This is a genomic window from Geodermatophilus sabuli (assembly GCF_900215145.1).
In the GTDB taxonomy this organism is placed as follows: Bacteria; Actinomycetota; Actinomycetes; order Mycobacteriales; family Geodermatophilaceae; genus Geodermatophilus; species Geodermatophilus sabuli.
In genome coordinates this window covers 130899-150983 of sequence record NZ_OBDO01000002.1, presented here as the reverse complement: position 1 = coordinate 150983, position 20085 = coordinate 130899, and the positions used below count along the sequence as shown (strand labels likewise).

General features: G+C 74.9%; 21 protein-coding genes. 7 read left to right on the top strand and 14 right to left on the bottom strand.

Annotated features, from left to right (window positions below; all coding sequences use genetic code 11):
* Nucleotides 1-7 precede the first annotated feature (7 nt).
* A complete protein-coding gene (locus CRP39_RS06265; protein WP_097205402.1) occupies nucleotides 8-1426 on the top strand; it encodes an OFA family MFS transporter in 1419 nt (472 codons plus the stop codon).
* Entirely contained in the window at nucleotides 1423-1563 is a 141-nt protein-coding gene (locus CRP39_RS26705) for an MFS transporter small subunit (protein WP_172442319.1), read from the top strand. Before CRP39_RS06265 ends, CRP39_RS26705 begins: the two co-directional genes overlap by 4 nt.
* 96 nt (nucleotides 1564-1659) lie before the next feature.
* On the opposite strand, the gene CRP39_RS06260 is transcribed toward CRP39_RS26705, so the two are convergent.
* The 8 genes from CRP39_RS06260 to purB all read right to left on the bottom strand — a co-directional run bounded on the left by CRP39_RS06260 (nucleotide 1660) and on the right by purB (nucleotide 9519).
* Nucleotides 1660-2037 (bottom strand): sterol carrier family protein, encoded by a 378-nt coding sequence (locus tag CRP39_RS06260; RefSeq protein WP_097205400.1) that lies wholly within the window; start codon nucleotides 2035-2037, stop codon nucleotides 1660-1662.
* Complete coding sequence (gene purL, locus CRP39_RS06255; protein WP_097205398.1) at nucleotides 2037-4385, bottom strand: phosphoribosylformylglycinamidine synthase subunit PurL; 2349 nt, start codon at nucleotides 4383-4385, stop codon at nucleotides 2037-2039. The genes CRP39_RS06260 and purL overlap by 1 nt, the downstream gene beginning before the upstream one ends.
* Complete coding sequence (gene purQ, locus CRP39_RS06250) at nucleotides 4382-5053, bottom strand: phosphoribosylformylglycinamidine synthase subunit PurQ (RefSeq protein ID WP_097205397.1); 672 nt, start codon at nucleotides 5051-5053, stop codon at nucleotides 4382-4384. The genes purL and purQ overlap by 4 nt, the downstream gene beginning before the upstream one ends.
* Before the next feature lie 11 nt (nucleotides 5054-5064).
* On the bottom strand, nucleotides 5065-5304 hold the full coding sequence (gene purS, locus CRP39_RS06245; protein WP_097205395.1) for a phosphoribosylformylglycinamidine synthase subunit PurS: 240 nt from the start codon (nucleotides 5302-5304) through the stop codon (nucleotides 5065-5067).
* 155 nt (nucleotides 5305-5459) lie between these two features.
* Complete coding sequence (locus CRP39_RS06240) at nucleotides 5460-6338, bottom strand: DUF559 domain-containing protein (RefSeq protein WP_172442318.1); 879 nt, start codon at nucleotides 6336-6338, stop codon at nucleotides 5460-5462.
* A gap of 135 nt (nucleotides 6339-6473) precedes the next feature.
* Nucleotides 6474-7235 (bottom strand): alpha/beta fold hydrolase, encoded by a 762-nt coding sequence (locus tag CRP39_RS06235; protein ID WP_216359634.1) that lies wholly within the window; start codon nucleotides 7233-7235, stop codon nucleotides 6474-6476.
* Between the two features lie 21 nt (nucleotides 7236-7256).
* Nucleotides 7257-8114 (bottom strand): phosphoribosylaminoimidazolesuccinocarboxamide synthase, encoded by an 858-nt coding sequence (locus CRP39_RS06230; protein WP_097205392.1) that lies wholly within the window; start codon nucleotides 8112-8114, stop codon nucleotides 7257-7259.
* 79 nt (nucleotides 8115-8193) lie between these two features.
* Nucleotides 8194-9519, bottom strand: a complete 1326-nt coding sequence (gene purB, locus CRP39_RS06225; RefSeq protein WP_245853640.1) for an adenylosuccinate lyase — start codon at nucleotides 9517-9519, stop codon at nucleotides 8194-8196.
* Nucleotides 9520-9602: 83 nt separating this feature from the next.
* Between purB and CRP39_RS06220 the strand changes: the two genes are divergently transcribed.
* The gene (locus CRP39_RS06220; protein WP_097205389.1) at nucleotides 9603-11018 is read left to right on the top strand and encodes an AI-2E family transporter; all 1416 of its coding nucleotides are present in this window, start codon (nucleotides 9603-9605) and stop codon (nucleotides 11016-11018) included.
* A gap of 39 nt (nucleotides 11019-11057) precedes the next feature.
* Here CRP39_RS06220 and purD read toward each other — a convergent pair whose 3' ends face one another.
* Both purD and rsgA read right to left on the bottom strand, forming a co-directional pair.
* A complete protein-coding gene (gene purD / locus CRP39_RS06215; protein WP_097205388.1) occupies nucleotides 11058-12338 on the bottom strand; it encodes a phosphoribosylamine--glycine ligase in 1281 nt (426 codons plus the stop codon).
* Between the two features lie 26 nt (nucleotides 12339-12364).
* Entirely contained in the window at nucleotides 12365-13387 is a 1023-nt protein-coding gene (rsgA, locus tag CRP39_RS06210) for a ribosome small subunit-dependent GTPase A (RefSeq protein WP_097205386.1), read from the bottom strand.
* 104 nt (nucleotides 13388-13491) lie between these two features.
* Between rsgA and CRP39_RS06205 the strand changes: the two genes are divergently transcribed.
* On the top strand, nucleotides 13492-14538 hold the full coding sequence (locus tag CRP39_RS06205) for a glycerophosphodiester phosphodiesterase family protein (RefSeq protein WP_097205385.1): 1047 nt from the start codon (nucleotides 13492-13494) through the stop codon (nucleotides 14536-14538).
* Here the strand turns inward: CRP39_RS06205 and CRP39_RS06200 are convergent.
* Nucleotides 14528-15817 (bottom strand): adenylosuccinate synthase, encoded by a 1290-nt coding sequence (locus CRP39_RS06200; RefSeq protein ID WP_097205383.1) that lies wholly within the window; start codon nucleotides 15815-15817, stop codon nucleotides 14528-14530. The genes CRP39_RS06205 and CRP39_RS06200 overlap by 11 nt on opposite strands.
* A gap of 64 nt (nucleotides 15818-15881) precedes the next feature.
* Here CRP39_RS06200 and CRP39_RS06195 point away from each other — a divergent pair, with 64 nt between their 5' ends.
* The 3 genes from CRP39_RS06195 to CRP39_RS06185 all read left to right on the top strand — a co-directional run bounded on the left by CRP39_RS06195 (nucleotide 15882) and on the right by CRP39_RS06185 (nucleotide 18497).
* The gene (locus tag CRP39_RS06195; protein WP_097205382.1) at nucleotides 15882-16499 is read left to right on the top strand and encodes a hypothetical protein; all 618 of its coding nucleotides are present in this window, start codon (nucleotides 15882-15884) and stop codon (nucleotides 16497-16499) included.
* A 124-nt stretch (nucleotides 16500-16623) separates the two neighbouring features.
* Nucleotides 16624-17685 (top strand): ABC transporter permease, encoded by a 1062-nt coding sequence (locus CRP39_RS06190; RefSeq protein WP_245853638.1) that lies wholly within the window; start codon nucleotides 16624-16626, stop codon nucleotides 17683-17685.
* Complete coding sequence (locus tag CRP39_RS06185) at nucleotides 17682-18497, top strand: ATP-binding cassette domain-containing protein (protein ID WP_245853637.1); 816 nt, start codon at nucleotides 17682-17684, stop codon at nucleotides 18495-18497. Before CRP39_RS06190 ends, CRP39_RS06185 begins: the two co-directional genes overlap by 4 nt.
* 27 nt (nucleotides 18498-18524) lie before the next feature.
* Here CRP39_RS06185 and CRP39_RS26700 read toward each other — a convergent pair whose 3' ends face one another.
* The 3 genes from CRP39_RS26700 to CRP39_RS06175 form a co-directional block, all read right to left on the bottom strand.
* Nucleotides 18525-18668, bottom strand: coding sequence for a GPGG-motif small membrane protein (locus CRP39_RS26700; protein ID WP_172442317.1), 144 nt, complete (start codon nucleotides 18666-18668; stop codon nucleotides 18525-18527).
* A gap of 125 nt (nucleotides 18669-18793) precedes the next feature.
* Nucleotides 18794-19387, bottom strand: a complete 594-nt coding sequence (locus CRP39_RS06180; RefSeq protein WP_097205852.1) for a hypothetical protein — start codon at nucleotides 19385-19387, stop codon at nucleotides 18794-18796.
* 197 nt (nucleotides 19388-19584) lie between these two features.
* The gene (locus CRP39_RS06175; protein WP_097205379.1) at nucleotides 19585-20007 is read right to left on the bottom strand and encodes a DUF3151 domain-containing protein; all 423 of its coding nucleotides are present in this window, start codon (nucleotides 20005-20007) and stop codon (nucleotides 19585-19587) included.
* Nucleotides 20008-20085 lie beyond the last annotated feature (78 nt).

Genomic DNA, 20085 nt, shown 5'->3' with positions numbered 1-20085 from the left:
TCCGTCCGTGGCAGTACCGAGTTTCCTGGCGCGCGAGCGCATCGTGGCCCGACCCGGGTTCAACCGGTGGCTGATCCCGCCGGCCGCACTGGCCGTGCACCTGTGCATCGGCCAGGCCTACGCGACCAGCGTCTACAAGACGGCGCTGGTGGAGCACTTCGACGCGAGCCTGACCGCGATCGGCATCATCTTCTCGATCGCCATCGTCATGCTCGGCGTCTCCGCCGCGCTCTTCGGCACGTGGGTGGACCGCAACGGCCCGCGCGCGGCGATGTTCACCTCCGCCTGCTTCTGGGTGACCGGCTTCCTCGTCGGCGGGCTGGGCATCGAGACCCAGCAGTTGTGGCTGCTGTACTTCGGCTACGGCGTCCTCGGCGGCATCGGCCTGGGCATCGGTTACATCTCCCCGGTCTCCACGCTGATCAAGTGGTTCCCCGACCGGCCCGGCCTGGCCACCGGCATGGCGATCATGGGCTTCGGCGGCGGTGCGCTGATCGCCTCACCGCTCTCCCGCCAGCTCATGGGGTTCTACGACCCGAGCTACGACAGTGCCGACCCGACGTCCGTGCCCACCGGCGGTGCGGTCTCGGCCCTCTTCTTCACCCTGGCCGCCGTCTACCTGGTCTACATGATGTTCGGCGCGTTCATCGTCCGGGTGCCGGCCGACGACTGGCGCCCTGCGGGCTTCGACCCGGCGTCGGTGAAGCAGAAGGCGCTGGTCACCACCGAGAGCGTGTCGGCCGGCAACGCGATCAGGACGCCGCAGTTCTGGCTGCTGTGGATCGTCCTGTTCTGCAACGTCACCGCGGGCATCGGGATCCTGGAGCAGGCCAGCCCGATGATCCAGGACTTCTTCCGGCAGGACGGCAGCTCCCTCGTCGCGGGTGCGGCCGCCACCGGCTTCGTGGGCCTGCTGTCGTTGTTCAACATGGGCGGCCGGTTCGCCTGGTCGACGACGTCGGACTTCATCGGCCGCAAGCCGATCTACATGGTCTACCTGGGTGGCGGGCTGGTGCTCTACGTCCTGCTGGCGACCGTCGGCAGCAGCGCCACCTGGGTGTTCGTCATCCTGGCCGCGATCATCATCTCGTTCTACGGAGGCGGGTTCGCCACCATCCCGGCCTACCTGCGTGACCTGTTCGGCACCTTCCAGGTCGGCGCCATCCACGGCCGGCTGCTGACCGCGTGGTCGGCCGCCGGTATCGCGGGGCCGCTGATCATCAACAGCGTGCTGGACACCCAGGGCACCCCCGGCGAGCTGGTCGCGGCCAACTACCGGCCCGCGCTGTTCATCATGGTCGGCCTGCTCGCGGTCGGGTTCATCGCGAACCTGCTGGTCCGGCCGGTCGCCAGCAAGTGGCACGAGCCGAAGGCCACCACCCCCGCCACCGCCCGCGCCGACCACGAACGGAGTGCCACCCGATGAGTTCCCCCGCACGCGACCAGCAGCCCACCCACACCCCGGCGGGGCTCATCGCCTTCGCCTGGGCCCTCGTCGGCGTCCCGCTGGCCTACGGGCTGTTCCAGACGGTCAAGACGGCGGCCAGCCTCTTCACCGGTTGAACCGGACGACCACACCGAACGGCGGGTGCCTCCACGCGGGGGCGCCCGCCGTTCGCCGTCCAGGGGCAGAAATGGCCACTTCTGCCCCTGACACGGTCACTGGAGGGGTGGCAGGGGCAGGTGGTCGGAGAGGTCGGCGCGGTTGCCGCTGGCGGTGAGCAGCCCGTCGGCGACGGCGGTCGCCCAGTCGAGCCGGCCACTGGCCAGCCGCAGCCAGGTGGCCGCGTCGGTCTCGACCACGTTGGGCGGGGTGCCACGGGTGTGCCGCGGCCCGGGCACGCACTGGACGGCGACGTGCGGGGGCACCCGGAGCTCCACCGAACGCCCGGGCACCTGCTGGGCCAGCCAGCGGGCGCTGGTCTTCACCGCGACGCCCACCACCGACCGGGGCGGCTGCTCGGCCTCCCCCGCCAGCCAGGCCAGCGTGGGCGCCAGCGCCGCCCGCAGCTCCTCGGCGGGGATGGGGCCGGGCATCAGCTCGTGGGGACGGTCCCCGCCGGCACCCTGCCCACCGTGGCCTCGGGCGACCCGAACAGCGCGGGCAGGGTGGCGCTCCACGCGGCGCGCAGCCCGGCCAGCGGCAGCTCGCCCACGCCCTCGACCGCGAGCACGTCGCCGCCCGTCGTCCCGAGCTCGGTGACGGTGACACCGGCCGCCTCGGCGGCGGTCCGCACCGCCTCGGGGTCCGACGTGGTGACGACGGCGCGCGCGGCGGACTCGCTGAACAGCGCGGGGAAAGGGTCCCCGGACAGGCCCAGCCGGGCGCCGACGCCGTACCGCAGCGCCGACTCGGCCAGCGCCTGCGCGAGGCCGCCGTCGGCGAGGTCGTGCGCGGAGCCGACCAGGCCCTGGCGGGACAGGGCGGCGAGCAGCTCACCGAGGGCGCGCTCGGCCTCGAGGTCGACCGCCGGCGGGCGGCCGCCGAGGTGGCCGTGCACGACCGACGCCCACGCGGACCCGCCGAACTCCGGCTTCGTCTCGCCGAGCAGGAGCACCGTCTCCCCCGCCGTCCGCCAGCCGGTGGGCACCCGGCGCCGGACGTCCTCGTGCACCCCGAGGACGCCGATGACCGGGGTCGGGTTGATCGGGACGTCGCCGGTCTGGTTGTAGAGGCTCACGTTGCCGCCGGTGACCGGCAGGCCGAGGGTGCGGCAGGCGTCGGCCAGGCCGCGGACGGTCTCGGCGAACTGCCACATGACCTCCGGCTCCTCCGGGGAGCCGAAGTTCAGGCAGTTGGTGACCGCCAGCGGGCGCGCGCCGGAGACGGCGACGTTGCGGTAGGCCTCGGCGAGGTTGAGCTGCGCCCCGGTGTACGGGTCCAGCCGGGCGTAGCGGCCGTTGCCGTCCAGGGCGAGCGCGATGCCGCGGTGGGTCTGCTCGTCGATGCGGACCACGCCGGCGTCGTCGGGCTGGGCCAGCACGGTGTTGCCACGCACGTAGCGGTCGTACTGCTCGGTGACCCAGGACTTGTCCGCGCCGTCCGGGCTGGCGACGACGGCCAGCCAGTGGGCGGTGAGCTCCTCGGGCGTCTGCGGGCGCGGCAGCGCGGCCGGGTCGTCGGCCTGCAGGGCGTCGAGGTCGGCCGGGCGGGCCATCGGCCGCTCGTAGACCGGGCCCTCGTGGGCGACGGTCCGCGGCGGGACGTCGACGATGCGCTCGCCGTGCCAGTCGACGGTGAGCCGGTCGCCGTCGGTGACCTCACCGATGACGGTGGCCAGCACGTCCCACTTGCGGCAGACGGCGAGGAAGGCGTCGACCTTGTCCGGCTCGACGATCGCGCACATGCGCTCCTGCGACTCGCTCATCAGGATCTCGGCCGGGGTGAGCGTGGAGTCGCGCAGCGGCACGGTGTCCAGGTCGACGTGCATGCCGCCGGTGCCGGCGCTGGCCAGCTCGCTCGTGGCGCAGGACAGGCCGGCGCCGCCGAGGTCCTGGATGCCGGTGACGAGGTCCGCGGCGAAGATCTCCAGGCACGCCTCGATGAGCAGCTTCTCGGTGAACGGGTCACCGACCTGCACGCTGGGCCGCTTGGCCGGGCCCTCGGCGTCGAAGGTCTCCGACGCCAGGACGCTCACGCCGCCGATGCCGTCCCCGCCCGTGCGTGCCCCGAACAGGATGACCTTGTTGCCGACGCCCTCGGCCTTGGCCAGCCGGACGTCCTCGTGCCTCATGACGCCGACGCACAGCGCGTTGACCAGCGGGTTGCCCACGTAGCAGTCGTCGAACAGCAGCTCGCCGCCGATGTTGGGCAGGCCCAGGCAGTTGCCGTAGCCGCCCACGCCGGCGACGACGCCGGGCAGCACGCGGGCGGTGTCGGGGGCGTCGGCGCGGCCGAAGCGGAGCGAGTCCATGACCGCGACCGGGCGGGCGCCCATGGTCAGGATGTCGCGGACGATGCCACCGACCCCGGTGGCCGCGCCCTGGTAGGGCTCCACGTAGCTCGGGTGGTTGTGCGACTCGACCTTGAAGGTGACCGCGTAGCCGTCGCCCACGTCGACGACGCCGGCGTTCTCGCCGATGCCGACCAGCAGCGCGTCACTCGGCGGCAGGTCGCCGAAGCGGCGCAGGTGCACCTTGCTGGACTTGTAGGAGCAGTGCTCGCTCCACATGACGCTGTACATCGCCAGCTCGGCGGTGGTGGGGCGGCGGCCGAGGATGTCCCTGATGCGGGCGTACTCGTCGGCCTCGAGCCCGAGCTCGGCGAACGGCTGCTCGTCGTCCGGGGTGCTCGCGGCGAGCTCGACGGTGTCGAGCCGGTGGCTGAGCCGGCCGGGCCCGGTGTCGAGGTCGGAGAGGCCCTGCGTCGCGCTGTCGGTGCTCACGCCGCCACCATCGCCGTCACGACGCTGGTGAAGAAGCCGAGCCCGTCGGTGCTCGGGCCGGTGAGGTCCTCGACCGCGTGCTCCGGGTGGGGCATGAGGCCGACGACGCGGCCGTCCTCGCTGGTCACCCCGGCGATGTCGCGCATCGAGCCGTTCGGGTTGCCGTCGACGTACCGGACGACGACCCGGCCCTCGCCCTCGATGCGGTCGAGGTCGGCGGGCGCGGCGACGTAGCGGCCCTCACCGTTCTTCACCGGGACGACGATCCGCTGGCCGGTCGCGTAGTCGTGCGTCCACGCGGTGTCGGCGCGCTCGATGCGCAGCGCCTGGTCGCGGTTGCGGAAGTGCAGGTGTCCGTTGCGGGTGAGCGCGCCGGGCAGCAGGCCGGCCTCGCAGAGCACCTGGAAGCCGTTGCAGATGCCGAGCACCGGCATGCCCTGGCGGGCCCGGTCGACGACGTCCTGCATGATCGGCGCCCGCGCCGCGATCGCGCCCGCGCGCAGGTAGTCGCCGTAGGAGAAGCCCCCGGGGAGGACGACGGCGTCGACGCCCTCGAGGTCGTGCTCGGCGTGCCAGAGCGGCACCGACTCCGCGCCGGCCAGCCGCACCGCGCGCACGGCGTCGACGTCGTCCAGGGAGCCCGGGAAGGTGATGACACCGATGCGCACAGCGGTTCCGTTCAGTCGGTCGGGAGGTGCAGCTCGACGTCCTCGATGACGGGGTTGGCCAGCAGTGTCTCGGCGATCTGCTTCAGCTCCGCCTCGTCCGGCGTCCCGTCGACCTCGAGCACGAAGTGCTTGCCCTGGCGGACGCTGCGGATGCTGTCGTGGCCGAGCCGGCCCAGCGCTCCCAGCACCGCCTGACCCTGGGGGTCGGAGATCTCCGGCTTCAACACGACGTCGACGACCACCTGGGGCACGCGGTCGAGCGTACCGGGGTGACGCGGCCCACCGGCCGGGGTGCGGGTGATGCTGCTCTCCCCGCGCGCTGTCCCTCGCCGGCTCCCCGGACTCCCGCCGAGATCGGCGATCTCGGCGGGATCAGCACACCATGGCGCCGAGACCGCCGATCTCGTCAGCGCAGGGCCCGCCTGATCTCGGCGACCACCTCGTCCGCCCGGCCCAGGACGTCGGCCGACGTGAACCGCAGGACCGTCCATCCCGCCGCGACGAGCCTGTTCTGGCGGCGCAGGTCGTTGACGAACACGTCGCGTTCGCGGTGGACGTCGCCGTCGAACTCCACGAGGACCCTGCGCTCCGGCCACGCCAGGTCGGCGCGCCCCAATGCCGTGCCGGAGGCGTCGCGGACGACGTACTGCAGCACGGGCGCCGGCAGGCCGGCCGCGTGGACCAGCCACCGGAGCACCGACTCCATCGGCGACTCGGCCCGTGGATCGCCCACCGGCAGCACGTCGCGCGCCCGCCCGCAGCCCCGGCCGGTGGGACGCCGAGCCAGCTGGTGCGCGAGGTCGGCGCGGGAACACCGCCCGTCCAGCAACTGGTCGGTGACGGCGAGCAGCGCCTCGGGCGGCAGCACGCCGGCCAGGTCGCGCCACGTGCGCGCCGGGGTGGTCACGGGCAGCCGGGACACGCGGGTCGTCTCGTCCTCGGTGAGCGGTGTGCGGTGCACCTGGCGGTCGCGCCGGCTGCCGGCCGATGACCCCCCGGGCACGATGAGGTGCGTGCGCACGTCGGCCCGGTCCCTCAGCGGGACCTGGACGCCCCACAGGTCCGCCGCGGTCAGGTGGCTGAGGACGGCACCGGGCGGCGCGGTCAGCAGCACCGCGGCGAGCCGGGCCTCCCGGTCACCTGTCAGAGCCCGGGGCAGGTAGGTGTCGCGCGACAGCCGTGCGACGGCGGGGTGCCGGAGCCCCCGGTCGGAGATCCCCGCGGAGCGGGCGAGGGCACGGGTGGCGGGACCGGTGAGCCGGGATCGCGGGCGACGGCTGGGCACCGCGGGGAGGCTGCCGCAATCGGCATCCCCTCGCTGCCGTCGTCCACAGGCTCTTGCCGAGATCGGCGATCTCGGCGGCATCGACGGCGAGAGGTGCCGAGACCGGCGATCTCGGCGGGACGAGGGGCAGCCGCGTCAACCGACGAGGAGGGACCAGACGGCGTCGGGGGCCTCCCAGTGGGCGTTGTGGCCGGCGCCCTCGACGAGCACCGCGTCCGGGTCCACCCGGCGCATCGCCTCGAGCCCGACCATCGGGTCGGCGGCCCCGGCGGCCAGCCGCAGCGGCGCGACCGCCCGGGAGAGCACCGTCTCCACCGGCGGCCCGACCGCGGCGAACGCGCGCGGGTCGAGCGCGGGCGCGAACCCGCCGTCGACCTCCTGGACGCCGGCCAGCGCGACCGGGTCGTCCGGCGCCACCAGGCCGCTCAGACCGGCCAGCCGCAGGTGCCGGTCGGCGGCCTCGGCGGCGGTGGGGAAGACCTGCCGGGGGCGCGCGGCGAGCGACCGGGCGCGGGTCACCTCGTCGTCCGTCCAGTCGATCTTGACGCCGACGGCGACCACGCGGGTCACCTCGACGCCGTACCACCCACCGGCCAGCACCGCCCCGACGACGCCGCCGAAGGAGTGCCCCAGCACGGTCACCCGCGCGGCCCCGGCCTCGACCGCCAGCCCGGCCACGTCGGCGGCGTGCATCGCGTACCCGTAGGGCGGCTCGGCCACCGACCGGCCGTGGCCGCGCAGGTCGGGCACCGCCCACGACCCCGGCCACGAGGCCTCCACCAGCGGCAGCAACCGGTTCCACACCGCGCCCGTGGCGCCCAGCCCGTGCAGGAGGAGCAGCAGGTCGTTCCCGGACCCGCCGCACCGGGAGGAGATGCCCGCGCGCGTCAGTTGCACGTCAGCGGACCGTAGTGGCCTTCAGCGGAACGTGGTGCCGGTCAGCTGCTCGTAGGCGGTCACGTAGCGCTCGCGGGTCGCCTCGACCACGTCGGCCGGGAGCTCCGGCGGCGGGGAGACCCGGTCCCAGCCGGACGCCGTCAGCCAGTCGCGCACGTACTGCTTGTCGTACGAGGGCTGCGCGTCGCCCGGCGACCAGGTGAGCGCCGGCCAGAAGCGGGAGGAGTCGGGGGTGAGCACCTCGTCGCCGAGGGTCAGCCGGCCGTCGCCGTCCAGGCCGAACTCGAACTTCGTGTCGGCCAGGATGATCCCCGCCTCCCGCGCGATCTCCGCGCCGCGGCGGTAGAGCGCCAGGGTCAGCTCCCGCAGCTCGGCGGCCCGGTCGGCCCCCACGGCGGCCTCCACCGCGGCGAAGTCGATGGCCTCGTCGTGCTCGCCCAGCTCCGCCTTGGTGGACGGCGTGAACACCGGCTCGGGCAGCTGGGAGCCCTCGACCAGCCCGGCGGGCAGCGCGACGTCCCGGATGGCCCCGGTGCGCGCGTACTCCACCGTCCCCGACCCCGACAGGTAGCCGCGCGCCACGCACTCGACCGGCAGCATCGACAGCCGCCGCACGAGCATCGCCCGCCCGGCCACCTCGGCCGGCACGTCCGACGCCGACACGAGGTGGTGCGCCGCCCCGAAGGAGTCCAGCACCGGCGTCAGCTGCCCGAACCACCACACCGACAGCGCGGTGAGGACCCGCCCCTTGTCGGGGATCGGGGTGGGCAGCACGTGGTCGTAGGCCGAGATGCGGTCCGACGCCACCAGCAGCAGCCGGCCGGAGCCGGCGTCGTAGACCTCGCGGACCTTGCCGCGGGCGACGAGAGGGAGGTTCACGACGTCACCGGTTCACCACCGCGGCGCGCTCCGCTCCTCGCTCGCTGGCGCTCGCTGCGATGCTCACGCTCCTGTCCGTTCACGAGAGCGCGGCCAGCCGCTCGAACAGCGGGTCCAGGTTGGCCACGTACCGCTCCGGGCGGCAGATCTCGTCCAGCCGGTTCTCGTCGAGCGTCACACCCGAGGCGGCGGCCCGCTCGCGCAGCGTCGTCCGGAACGGCGTCCCGGTGTTCCACGTCGCCATCGCCGCCGACTGCACCAGCGCGTAGGCGTCCTCGCGGGACAGGCCGCCCTCCACCACCTCGAGCAGCACCGAGGAGGTGTAGATCAGCCCGCCGGTCGACTCCAGGTTGGCCCGCATCCGGTCCGCGTCCACCACCAGGTCCTCCACCAGGCCGGTGGTCAGGTGCAGCAGGTAGTCGGTGGTGATCGCGGCGTCGGGCAGGAACACCCGCTCGGTGGAGGAGTGCGAGATGTCCCGCTCGTGCCACAGCGGGATGCCCTCCATCACCGGGACGACGGCGGCGCGCACCACCCGGGCGAGGCCGGCGATGCGCTCGGAGCGGATCGGGTTCTTCTTGTGCGGCATCGCGCTGGAGCCCTTCTGGCCGGAGCCGAACGCCTCCGACAGCTCGCGCACCTCGGTCCGCTGCCCGTGCCGGACCTCCAGCGCCACCGTCTCGCAGACGGTCGCGATGATCGCCAGCGCCGCGACCCACTCGCTGACCGAGTCGCGCAGCACCACCTGGGTGGAGGCCTCGGCGGGACGCAGGTCCAGCGCCCGCGCGACCGCCACCTCCACCGACGGGTCGATGAGCGAGTACGTGCCGACGGCGCCGGAGATGGCGACGACGCCGACCCGTTCGCGGGCCGCTCGCAGCCGGTCCCGCGAGCGGGCCGCGGCGAAGGCGATGTCGGCGACCCGGTGGCCCCACACGTCCGGCTCGGCGTGCACCCCGTGGGTCCGGCCCACCTTGATCGTGTGCCGGTGGGCCAGCGCGTGGTCGCGGAGCACCGCGACCAGCCGGTCCATCCGCGCCAGCAGCAGGTCGGTGGCCTCCGTCAGCTGCACCGCCAGCGCGGTGTCGAGCAGGTCCGACGACGTCATGCCGTGGTGCACGAACGCCGCCGCCGACCGCGGCTCGGTGTTGTCCGCCCACGCGGTGAGGAAGGCGATGACGTCGTGCTGCGTCGTCTCCTCGACCTCCGCGACCCGCTCGGGGGTCGGCGGCGCCGCGTTGCGCACGGGCTCCACGACGTCGGCGGGGACGCGCCCGGCCGCGGCGTGCGCCTCGAGCACGAGGGTCTCGACCCGGCACCACAGCTCGTACTTGTGCTGGTCGCTCCAGACCCGGCCCATCTCGGGGAGCGTGTAGCGCTCGATCATCGGGGTACCGCCCGCCACCGGTCAGCTCGTCGCTCCACGGGGACATCCTCCCGCAGGGCTACCGTGATCATGACGGCCCCTACTGCCCGCCGGAGGTACCGATGCTGCGACGGGCGTCCTCCCTGGTGGCCCGGGCGCGCGAGCGCATCCGCGCGGCCGCCGAGCACGACCCGCACGGCTGGCCGGAGCGGGACGACGACCGCGCGATCCTCGTGCACGACGACGTCCCCGCCGCGCCGGCCACCGACGCGGCCACCGGGGACGGCGACGCGCCGCCACTGGGCAGCCCCGAACCGGGCGCCCCGGACCTCGACGGCCCGATCGGCCCCGGCGGGGTGAGCGGCCCCCCGGCCGGCGGCCGCCCGCACCGGTCCGGCCAGCACGCCCGCCGGCTCACCGGCGCCGACCGCCGGAGCGCCGACGACGCCGTCGTCCCGGCCGGTCTGCGGATCGCCGCCGCGTGGTCCTGGCGGCTGATCGTGGTGATCGCCGGCATCTTCGTGCTGCTCTACGCCGCCGCCTACGTCGCCGTCGTCGTCGTGCCGGTGTTCGTGGCGCTGCTGCTGTCGGCCCTGCTCCAGCCCGGTGCCGCCGCCCTGGTGCGACGCGGCTGGCGCCGGTCCCTGGCCGCGCTGACGATGCTCATCGTCGGGCTCGCCGTCGTCGCCGGGATCATCACGCTGGTCGTGGAGCGGTTCACCGCCGGCTTCTCCGACCTGGCCGACCAGGTGAACCAGGGCCTGACCCAGGTCCGCGACTTCGTCGTCGACAGCTTCCCGGTGTCGCAGCGGCAGATCGACGAGGCGCTGACCGCTGCGCAGGACGCGCTGGTGGCCAACCAGGACACGCTCACCTCGGGGGCGCTCACCACGGCGGCGACCGTGGGCGAGGTCTTCACCGGGATCGTGCTGGCGCTGTTCACGCTCTTCTTCTTCCTCAAGGACGGCCGCTCCATCTGGCTGTGGCTGCTCGGCCTGTGCCCGGCCGACGCCCGGGCCTACGTCGACGAGGCCGCCCGCCGCTCGTGGCGCACGCTCATCTCCTACGTGCGCGCGACCGTCGCCGTCGCCCTGGTCGACGCGCTGGGCATCGGCATCGGCCTGGCCGTCCTGGGCGTGCCGCTGGTCATCCCGCTGGCCGCGCTGGTGTTCCTCGGCGCGTTCATCCCGATCATCGGGTCGTTCCTCGCCGGCTCGGTGGCGGTGCTGGTGGCGCTGGTGTCCAAGGGGCCGATCACCGCCCTCATCGCGTTGGCCGTCGTGGTGGCGGTCATGCAGCTGGAGGGGCACGTGCTGCAGCCGCTGCTGCTCGGGCGGGCGGTGCGCGTGCACCCGCTGGCGGTCGTCCTGGCGATCGCCGCTGGCCTGCTGGTCGCCGGCATCTTCGGCGCCCTCATCGCCGTGCCGCTGGTGGCCTGCGCCAACGTCGCCGGCACCTACCTGAGCCGGCGGCACGACGGGCCGCGGCCCCCCGAGCCGCGCCCGCAGCGGGCGCGGCCGGCGGTGACCGCGGAGTGAGCGGACCCGGGACGGGGCCGGACGCGACGTCCTGACCGGTCAGGTGACGCTGATGCGGCCTTCGACGGCGGCCAGCGCGATGTCGGTGCGCCAGTGCGCGTCGGCCAGCCGGATCCCGGCCACCCGCTCGTAGGCCAGCTGCCGCGCGGCGGCCAGGTCGGCACCGACCCCGGTCACCGCGAGCACCCGGCCACCGGCGGACCGGACCGTCCCGTCCGCGTCCACCGTGGTGCCCGCGTGCAGCACGCCCTCCGCGTCCGCGCCGGTGATCGGGTCGCCGGTGCGCGGCCGCTCCGGGTAGCCCGGCGCGGCGACGACCACGGTGACCGCCGCGCCGGACCGCCAGCGCAGCGGCGGGTGGTCGGCCAGCGTGCCGGTGGCCGCCGCGTGCAGCAGCCCGGCCAGCGGGGTCTCCAGCAGCGGCAGCACCACCTGGGTCTCCGGGTCGCCGAAGCGGGCGTTGAACTCCACGACCCGCACGCCGCGCGAGGTCAGGGCCAGCCCGGCGTACAGCAGGCCGGCGAACGGCTCGCCGCGGTGGGCCATCTCGTCGACGGTCGGCTGCAGCACGGTGGCCAGCACCTCGTCGACCAGACCCGGCGGCGCCCAGGGCAACGGCGCGTAGGCGCCCATCCCGCCGGTGTTGGGCCCCGCGTCTCCGTCGTCGCGCCGCTTGGCGTCCTGCGCGGGCACCAGCGGGAGGACCGTCGTCCCGTCGGTGACGGCGAACAGCGAGACCTCGGGGCCGTCGAGGTACTCCTCGACGAGCACCGCGCCACCGGCCTCCAGGACGCGGTGTCCGTGGGCGACGGCGGCGTCCCGGTCGGTCGTGACGACGACGCCCTTGCCCGCGGCCAGCCCGTCGTCCTTCACCACGTAGGGGCCCCCGCCCACGGCCGCCGCCTCGTCCAGCGCGGTCTCCAGCTCCGCCGGGCCGCCGACCGGCCACGCACGGGCGGTGGGCACTCCCGCGGCGGTCATCACGTGCTTGGCGAAGGACTTGCTGCCCTCGAGCTGGGCCGCCTCGGCGGACGGTCCGAAGCAGGCGATCCCGGCGTCCCGGACGGCGTCGGCGGCCCCGGCCACCAGCGGCACCTCCGGGCCGACGACCACCAGGTCGGCACCCCAGCCGGTGGCCAGCGCGGCGACCGCGACCGGGTCGGCCACGTCCAGCGGCCGTCCACCGCCGCACACCTCGGCCAGCGCGCGGGTACCGGCGTTGCCGGGCGCGCAGGCCAGCGCCGTCACGGCGGGGTCGTCGTGCAGAGCGACGCACAGGGCGTGCTCCCGGGCACCGGAGCCGATCACGAGCACGCGCACGGACCGCGACCCTACCGACGGGGGGATCAGCGCACCCGGTTGGGCTGGGCCCGCATCGCCTTGTGCAGCGCCCGGACGCGGGCGTGCTCGGTGGCCCGCGCGCGGGCGTCGGAGCGCAACGCCTGCCGGCGGGCCTCGGCCTGCAGCTTGCGCCAGGCGGTGTAGCGGGCCGGGTCCAGCCGGCCGTCGGCGATCGCGGCGGCGACGGCGCACCCCGGCTCCGCGCGGTGCCCGCAGTCGCGGAACCGGCACCGCGCGGCCAGGTCGGTGACGTCGGCATAGGCGGTGTCGATGCCCTCGTCGTCGACCAGGCCGAGCTCGCGCATGCCGGGGGTGTCGACCAGCAGCCCGCCGCCGGGCAGCAGGTGCAGCTCGCGGGCGGTGGTGGTGTGCCGGCCGCGACCGTCGCTCTCCCGCACCTCCCGGGTGGCTATCACCGGCACCCCGAGCAGCGCGTTGGCCAGGCTGGACTTGCCCACCCCGGAGGGCCCCACCATGGCCGCCGTCCGGCCGGGTCCGATCCGGGCCGCGACGTCCGCGACGCCGGCACCCGTCACCGAGCTGACCGGCAGGACGTCGACGCCGAGGGCGGCCTCGGCCACCTCCTGCGCCAGGGCGGGCACGTCGTCGCAGAGGTCTGCCTTGGTGAGGACGACGACCGGCACCGCCCCGCTGCCCCACGCGACGGCCAGGTAGCGCTCCACCCGCCGTGTCCGCCGCGGGCCGGTGGCGGCGTCGACGACGAGGACCGTGTCCAGGTTGGCGGCCACCACCTGCGGAGCCGACGTCCGGCCGGCCATCACGCGGGTGAACGCCGTCCGGCGGGGCAGCACCGCGACGGCGAGCTCCCCGCGCAGGGCCACCCAGTCGCCGACCGCGGGACCGGTGTCGGCGAGCAGCGCGGCCCCGGGGTGGGCGCGCAGCTCACCGTCGGCGGTGAGCACGGTCAGGCGGCCGCGGTCGACCCGCGCCACCCGGCCCGGCGCACACCCGGGCGGCAGCTCCGCCGCACGTTCCGGCGTCCAACCCAGGAGTGAGATCTCGGTCACGGCGGAATGGTCGCGCGCAGGTCAGTGCGGCGTCTCCCGAATTGTGCTGCACGCGACTCCGCGCGTTCGCGTTCTGTTCACGTCGCTGAGGTGTCCTCAGAGACATGCACGCGAGTGAGTCGCTGGCAGTCCGCCCGGCGACCGGCCTCCCCTGTCCCGTCATCGTGGGTCACCGCGGCGCCTCCGCGTACCGGCCCGAGCACACCGCCGCCAGCTACGAGCTCGCCATCGACCTCGGTGCCGACCTCATCGAGCCCGACGTCGTGGTCAGCCGCGACGGCGCGCTCGTCGTCCGGCACGAGAACGAGCTGTCCCGCTCCACCGACGTCGCCGACCGGCCGGAGTTCGCGCACCGCCGGGCGACCCGCGTCGTCGGCGGGCGCCAGCGGACCGGCTGGTTCGCCGAGGACTTCACCCTCGCCGAGCTGCGCACCCTGCGGGCGGTGGAGCGCATGCCGGCGCTGCGCCCGCTGAACACCACCTACGACGGCCGCTTCGGCGTCCTGACCCTGGCCGAGGTCGTCGAGATCGCCCGCCGCCGCTCCACCCCCGGGCGGCAGGTGCGCGTCCTGGCCGAGCTGAAGAAGCCGAGCTGGGCCGGCCGGCACGGGCTGCCGATGGTGGAGCTGGTCGCCGCCGAGCTGCGCCGCCTGGGCGCCGACACGCCGGACGGCACCGTCGTCCTGCAGTCCTTCGACGCCGCGGCGCTGCGGCAGCTGCGCGCCGACCTCGGGAACCGCGGCCCCACCATGCTGCAACTGGTGGACGACGACGCCGGGGACGACGTCCTCGTCTCCCCGTCCGGGCTGCGCGAGGTCAGCACCTACGCGCAGGGCATCGCGCCCAGCCGGCACCGCATCCTGCTGCGGGACGCCGAGCAGTCGCTGACCGGCGTCTCCGACCTCGTCGCCCAGGCACACCGCGCCGGCCTGCTCGTCGTCCCGTGGACGCTGCGGCCGGAGAACGCCTTCCTGCCCCGGCACCTGCGCCGCGGTACGGACCCGATCGGCCACGGCGACGCCCAGACCGAGGCCCGGCTGCTGCTGGCGCTCGGCGTCGACGGGCTCATCACCGACGCCCCCGAGGTCGCCGTCCGCGCCCGGGCGGAGCTGCAGACCGCCGCCGCTGCTGCGCCCGGCCTCAGCCGATGAGGTCGTGGACGACGACGTTCTCGTCGCGGCCCGGGCCCACCCCGATGACGCTCATGCGGGCGCCGGAGAGCTCCTCCAGCCGCCGCACGTAGGCCTGCGCGTTGGCCGGCAGCTCGTCGAAGGTCCGGCAGTGCCGGATGTCCTCGGACCAGCCCGGCAGCTCCTCGTAGACCGGCGTGGCGTGGTGGAAGTCGGTCTGGGTCATCGGCATCTCGTCGTGGCGGACGCCGTCGACGTCGTAGGCGACGCAGATCGGCACCGTGTCGAGGCCGGAGAGCACGTCGAGCTTGGTGAGGAAGTAGTCGGTGATCCCGTTGACCCGGCTGGCGTAGCGCGCGACGACGGCGTCGAACCAGCCGCAGCGGCGGTCGCGGCCGGTGGTCACGCCGACCTCACCGCCCTGCGTGCGCAGGTACTCGCCGTCGGCGTCGAACAGCTCGGTCGGGAACGGGCCGGAGCCGACGCGGGTCGTGTAGGCCTTGAGGATGCCGACGACCCGCTGGATGCGGGTGGGCCCGATGCCCGAGCCGGCCGACGCCCCACCGGCGGTCGGGCTGGACGACGTCACGAACGGGTACGTGCCGTGGTCGACGTCCAGCAGGGTGCCCTGCGAACCCTCCAGCAGCACCCACTCGCCGGCGTCGAGGGCGTTGGCCAGCAGCAGCCGGGTGTCGGCGATCCGGTGCTCGAGCTCGCGGGCGTACCGCGAGTACTCCTCGACGACCTCGTCGACGTCGATCGCCTTGCGGTTGTAGACCTTGACCAGGATCTGGTTCTTCTCCTCGAGCGTGCCCTCGAGCTTCTGCCGCAGGATCGACAGGTCCAGCAGGTCCTGCACGCGGATGCCGGTGCGCGCGACCTTGTCGCCGTAGGCGGGACCGATGCCGCGGCCGGTGGTGCCGATCTTGCGCTTGCCGAGGAACCGCTCGGTGACCCGGTCCAGCGCCCGGTGGTGCGGCATGATCAGGTGCGCGTCGGCGGAGATCACCAGGCGCGAGGTGTCCACGCCGCGCTCCTCGAGGCCGGCCAGCTCCCCGATCAGCACCTCCGGGTCGATGACGACGCCGTTGCCGATGACGGGCGTGCAGCCGGGCGTGAGGATGCCCGACGGGATCAGGTGCAGCGCGTACCGCTCGCCGTCCGGCGTGATCACCGTGTGGCCGGCGTTGTTGCCGCCCTGGTAGCGCACCACGTACGGCACGCGGCCCCCGAGCAGGTCGGTGGCCTTCCCCTTGCCCTCGTCGCCCCACTGGGCGCCGATCAGCACGACTGCCGGCATCGCTTGGTTCCCCTCGAACTCCGTCACCGGCGGATGACCGGCTGGCAGGTGGCAGGGTATCGGCATGTCGCTCGTCGAGTTCGACCTGCGCGGCCTCGGACCCGGCCAGACACCGGCCCGGGAGGCCGTCGCGCCGGCGCGGGAGGCCGACGCGGTGCTGGTCAAGGGGCCGGTCCCGGCGCTGGCCGCGGTGCTCGCGGCGCTCGACAAGGGCGGGCGGACGGCGCAGGTCCCGGTCTCGTGGGAGCCGGCCGACGACACCGCCTCGACGGGGCTGGCCCGCGCGCTGGGCGTGGGCACCGGTGTCGAGCGGGAGCTCAGCCTGGTGCGCGACGACCACGGCGGGGTGCTGCTGCACCACGGCCGGCTCGAGGCCGCCGACCCCGGGCGGCGCGGCCCGCTCGCCCGCCGGTTCGGGGCGCAGGCCCACAACGACGCGGCCAAGGTCGCCGACGGGCAGATCACCCGCATCGACGTCCGGCCGGACTGGCGGGAGGTGGACACCCTCGGCGTCGTCGTCATGACCCTGCCGCTGCGCCCCGCCCGGCGCACCACCGGCCGGGCGGTGCAGATCGCGTGCGACCCCGCGCGGGTGGTGCGCGACGGGGTCCCGTACCCCCGGCCGGTCAGCCGCTGGACCTGGTTCGCCGACTACCGGGTGCGCTGGCGGCTGCGTCCCTGAGCGGCTCGCCCGGGTCCGGCCCCGAGCGGGGTGAGGGGTGGGGATGAGAGGGTCCTCCTCTCGTGGACACTGGGGGCACGTCTCTCGTCGAGGAGGCCCCCCTGCCGACGTCCTGTCCCCGCCGGTGACCGCCGACGGCCTGCCCTCGTTCGGGCACCACACCGCCGTGGCCCCTGCCCGGGGACGGCGGCTGCTCGACGGGGCCCTCGCCCGCCCCAGCCTGGCGGCGTTCGTGGGCCTGGCCGTCGTCCTGGCCTTCTTCGTCCCGCAGGCACCGCACCTGCTCAGCACCGGTGGGCTGGCCAGCGCCCTGGACGCGGCGGCCCTGCTCGGCATCGGCGGGGTGGCGGTCGCGCTGCTGCTGGTGTCGGGACACTTCGACCTGTCGATCGGGATGGTCTCCGTGGGCAGCGCGCTGCTCACCGGGGTGCTCATCGCCGAGGCCGGCTGGGGCACCTGGCCGGCGCTGGCCGGGTCCCTGGCCGTCGCGCTGCTGGTCGGCCTGGTCAACGGCTGGCTGGTGGTCACGACCGGGGTGCCGAGCTTCCTGGTCACCCTCGCCACGTTCCTCGTGCTGCAGGGGGTCGCCCTCGCCGGCACCCGCTCTCTCACCCGCTCCGTCCGCGTCGACGGCCTGGACGGGGCGCCCGGCTGGTCGTCGGCGGCGACCGTGTTCGGGTCCACGGTGCAGGTGGGCGACGGGCGGTTCCGCGTCTCGCTGCTGTGGTGGCTGCTGTTGACCGTCTGGGCGTCCTGGGTGCTGTGGCGGACGCGCTTCGGCAACGGGGTGTTCGCGGTGGGGGGCGCCCGCCGTGCGGCGCGTGAGCTGGGCGTGCCCGACCGGCGCACGACCGTCGTCCTGTACTGCTGCACCGCCGCCGCCGGCTGGCTGGTCGGCACGCTCGGGGTGGTGCGGCTCGGCGGGGTGCAGGCCAGCACCGGCCTGGGGACGGCGATCGAGTTCATCGTGGTCGCGGTGATCGGCGGCTGCCTGCTCACCGGCGGCTACGGGTCGGCGGTGGGGGCGGCGGTCGGCGCGCTGCTCTACGCCACGGCGCGGCAGGGGGTGGTGCTGGCCGGGTGGGACGCCCGCTGGTTCGAGGCCTTCCTCGGCGTGCTGCTGCTGGTGGCACTGCTGGCCAACGGGGTCGTCCGCGGCCGGCTGAGGGCGGTGCCGCGATCGTGAGCGAGACCGTCGACCGCCCCGGCCCCCTGCTGGAGCTGCGCAGGGTCAGCGTCCACCACGGGAGCGTCGCGGCGCTGGCCCGGGTCACCGCGGCGTTCCGCCCCGGGGAGATCACCTGCGTGCTCGGCGAGAACGGCTCCGGCAAGTCCACGCTGGTCTCGCTGCTGTCCGGGCTGTGCCGGCACGACGAGGGCGAGGTGCTCCTCGACGGGCACCCGGTGCGCTTCCGCTCCCCGAAGGCGGCCCGCGCCGCCGGCATCGCCACCGTCTGGCAGGACCTCGCGGTCGCACCGCTGCTGTCGGTGTGGCGCAACTTCTTCCTCGGCGCCGAGCCCACCCGCGGGGCCTGGCCGCTGCGCCGGCTGGACCTCGCGACGGCACGGGAGACCACCGTGCGCGCCATGGCCCAGGTCGGCGTCCCGGGCATCGACCCGGATCGGCCCGCGTCCACCCTGCGCGCCGGTGAGCGGCAGACCCTCGCCATCGCCCGCGCCCTGCACTTCGGCGTCCGGGCGCTGGTGATCGACGAGCCCACGGCCCCGATGACGGTCCAGCAGCACACGCTGGTGGGGCAGGCCGTGCTGACGGCCCGCGCCCGCGGGCTGGCGATCGTGGCGGTGACCAACAACCCGCGGTACGCCCACCTGGTCGGCGACCGGTTCCTGTTGCTGGCGCACGGTCACGTGGCCGGCGACCTGACGCGTGAGGACGTCGACGCCGACGTCCTCACGCGACTCATGGCCGGCGGGGACGAGCTGAACTCCCTCACCGCGCGGCTGCGCCAGCTGCATCCGGAACTCGAGGACCGGTGAGCACCCGGGCCGGCGCAGCCGCGCCGGTCAGGTGAAGATGCTCACCCCGCCCGGGCCGACGAGCAGGCCCACCACGATGAGCACGATGCCCCAGAGCAGTTGCCTGCGGACGATGGCGACGATGCCGGCGATCACGAGGACGACGGCGAGGATCCAGAGAAGTGTGGCCATGCAGCACCTCCGGGAACGGGCGTCCGGGTTGGACGCCGGGGACGGAGCGTAGCCACCTCCCGACAAACGCGCACGTCGAACGACCACCGAGCGTGAGGACGGCGCGACCGGGCTCCGGGAGTGGCTCAGGCGGCTGGGCGGATCAGGCGCTCCAGCAGGTCCACGTGCCAGTCGACCTGGACCCGCCGGCCGACGTGCCCGCCGGGCCGGACGAGGTCGAACCGGGTGAGGACGGCGCCGGCGTCGGCCCACAGCAGCGCCAGGTGGCCCGGGGCCGGGCGCGGCGGTTCGGGATCCGCGTCGAGGTCCAGCTGCAGCTGCCGGCTGGGGGACTGCCGGTAGAACGCGCGCAGCCCCTCGGTGGCGGCCGCCGGGAGCTCGCCGTCGTCGGAACGCCACACGCGCAGCACGTCGGTCGGGGTGCGCAGCAGCAGACCGCTCATCGGCAGCCCGAGGTTGTCGGTGCTGGTGTCGGCGAACTCCAGCCGGGAGGTCAGCCACGGGTCGCCGTCGTCCTCCGGCGTGGCGCCCCAGGGCTTGAGCCGCTCCATCGCCTCGCGGCGGACCAGCTGGTGGTCGAGGTGGCGGTCCGCGCTCGGGTTCCAGCCGTGGGCGGCGTGGATCGCGGCGCTCACCGTCACCCCGGCCGACAGCGCGCGGTGGACCTCGAGCAGCAGCGGGCGCAGGCGCGCCGTCACGGCCGCCGGTGAGTGCTCCACGACCACATCGTCGTCCTACCGGACGACAGTCGCGGCCAGGTGCCGTCCCGACCGCCGTGGAGCCGCTGCCCGTGCCCCGATCGGGGACCCTCCGGGCCCCGCGACCGACCCACCCCCGGCCAGGTGCCGTCCCCGGCCGAGCGCCGGCCCCGCCGGAGGGGCGGAGACGCCTGCCTCCGCCCCTCCGGGGAGCCCTCTCACGCCGCGAGGTCCGGGTCGCAGTCGCGCAGCAGCTGGATGAGGCGCTCCTGCTCGGCCGTCTCGCCGATCGCCTCGGCGGCGCGGGCCAGCACGGTCACGCAGCGCAGGAAGCCCTGGTTGGGCTCGTGCGACCACGGCACCGGGCCGTAGCCCTTCCAGCCATTCCGGCGCAGCGCGTCCAGGCCCCGGTGGTAACCGGTGCGGGCGTAGGCGTAGGCCTCGATGGTGTCGCCCAGCGCCCGCTCGGGCCGGTTCAGCGCCTCCTCGGCCAGCGCGGCCCACGCCGCGCTCACCGTCGGGTGGTGCGCGGCGACCTCGGCCGGCGTGCTGCCCGCCGTGAACTCCGCGTCGGCCTCGGGGTTGGCCGGGAGCAGGGTGGCCGGCGGCTCCCCCAGCAGGTTCTGGTGCGAGTGCGTCACAGGCCCTCCTCGCTGGCGCTCGTCGGACCCGCGCCGCGCATCGCTCCGTCCACGCGTGACCTCGCGAGCTCGGTCACG

What these genes read in the sequence shown, in the direction of transcription:
- CRP39_RS26705 (WP_172442319.1), top strand. Translation starts at nt 1,423, where the DNA reads ATGAGTTCCCCCGCACGCGACCAGCAGCCCACCCACACCCCGGCGGGG.
- CRP39_RS06260 (WP_097205400.1), bottom strand. Translation starts at nt 2,037, where the DNA reads ATGCCCGGCCCCATCCCCGCCGAGGAGCTGCGGGCGGCGCTGGCGCCC.
- CRP39_RS06220 (WP_097205389.1), top strand. Translation starts at nt 9,603, where the DNA reads ATGCTGCGACGGGCGTCCTCCCTGGTGGCCCGGGCGCGCGAGCGCATC.
- CRP39_RS06205 (WP_097205385.1), top strand. Translation starts at nt 13,492, where the DNA reads ATGCACGCGAGTGAGTCGCTGGCAGTCCGCCCGGCGACCGGCCTCCCC.
- CRP39_RS06200 (WP_097205383.1), bottom strand. Translation starts at nt 15,817, where the DNA reads ATGCCGGCAGTCGTGCTGATCGGCGCCCAGTGGGGCGACGAGGGCAAG.
- CRP39_RS06195 (WP_097205382.1), top strand. Translation starts at nt 15,882, where the DNA reads ATGTCGCTCGTCGAGTTCGACCTGCGCGGCCTCGGACCCGGCCAGACA.
- CRP39_RS26700 (WP_172442317.1), bottom strand. Translation starts at nt 18,668, where the DNA reads ATGGCCACACTTCTCTGGATCCTCGCCGTCGTCCTCGTGATCGCCGGC.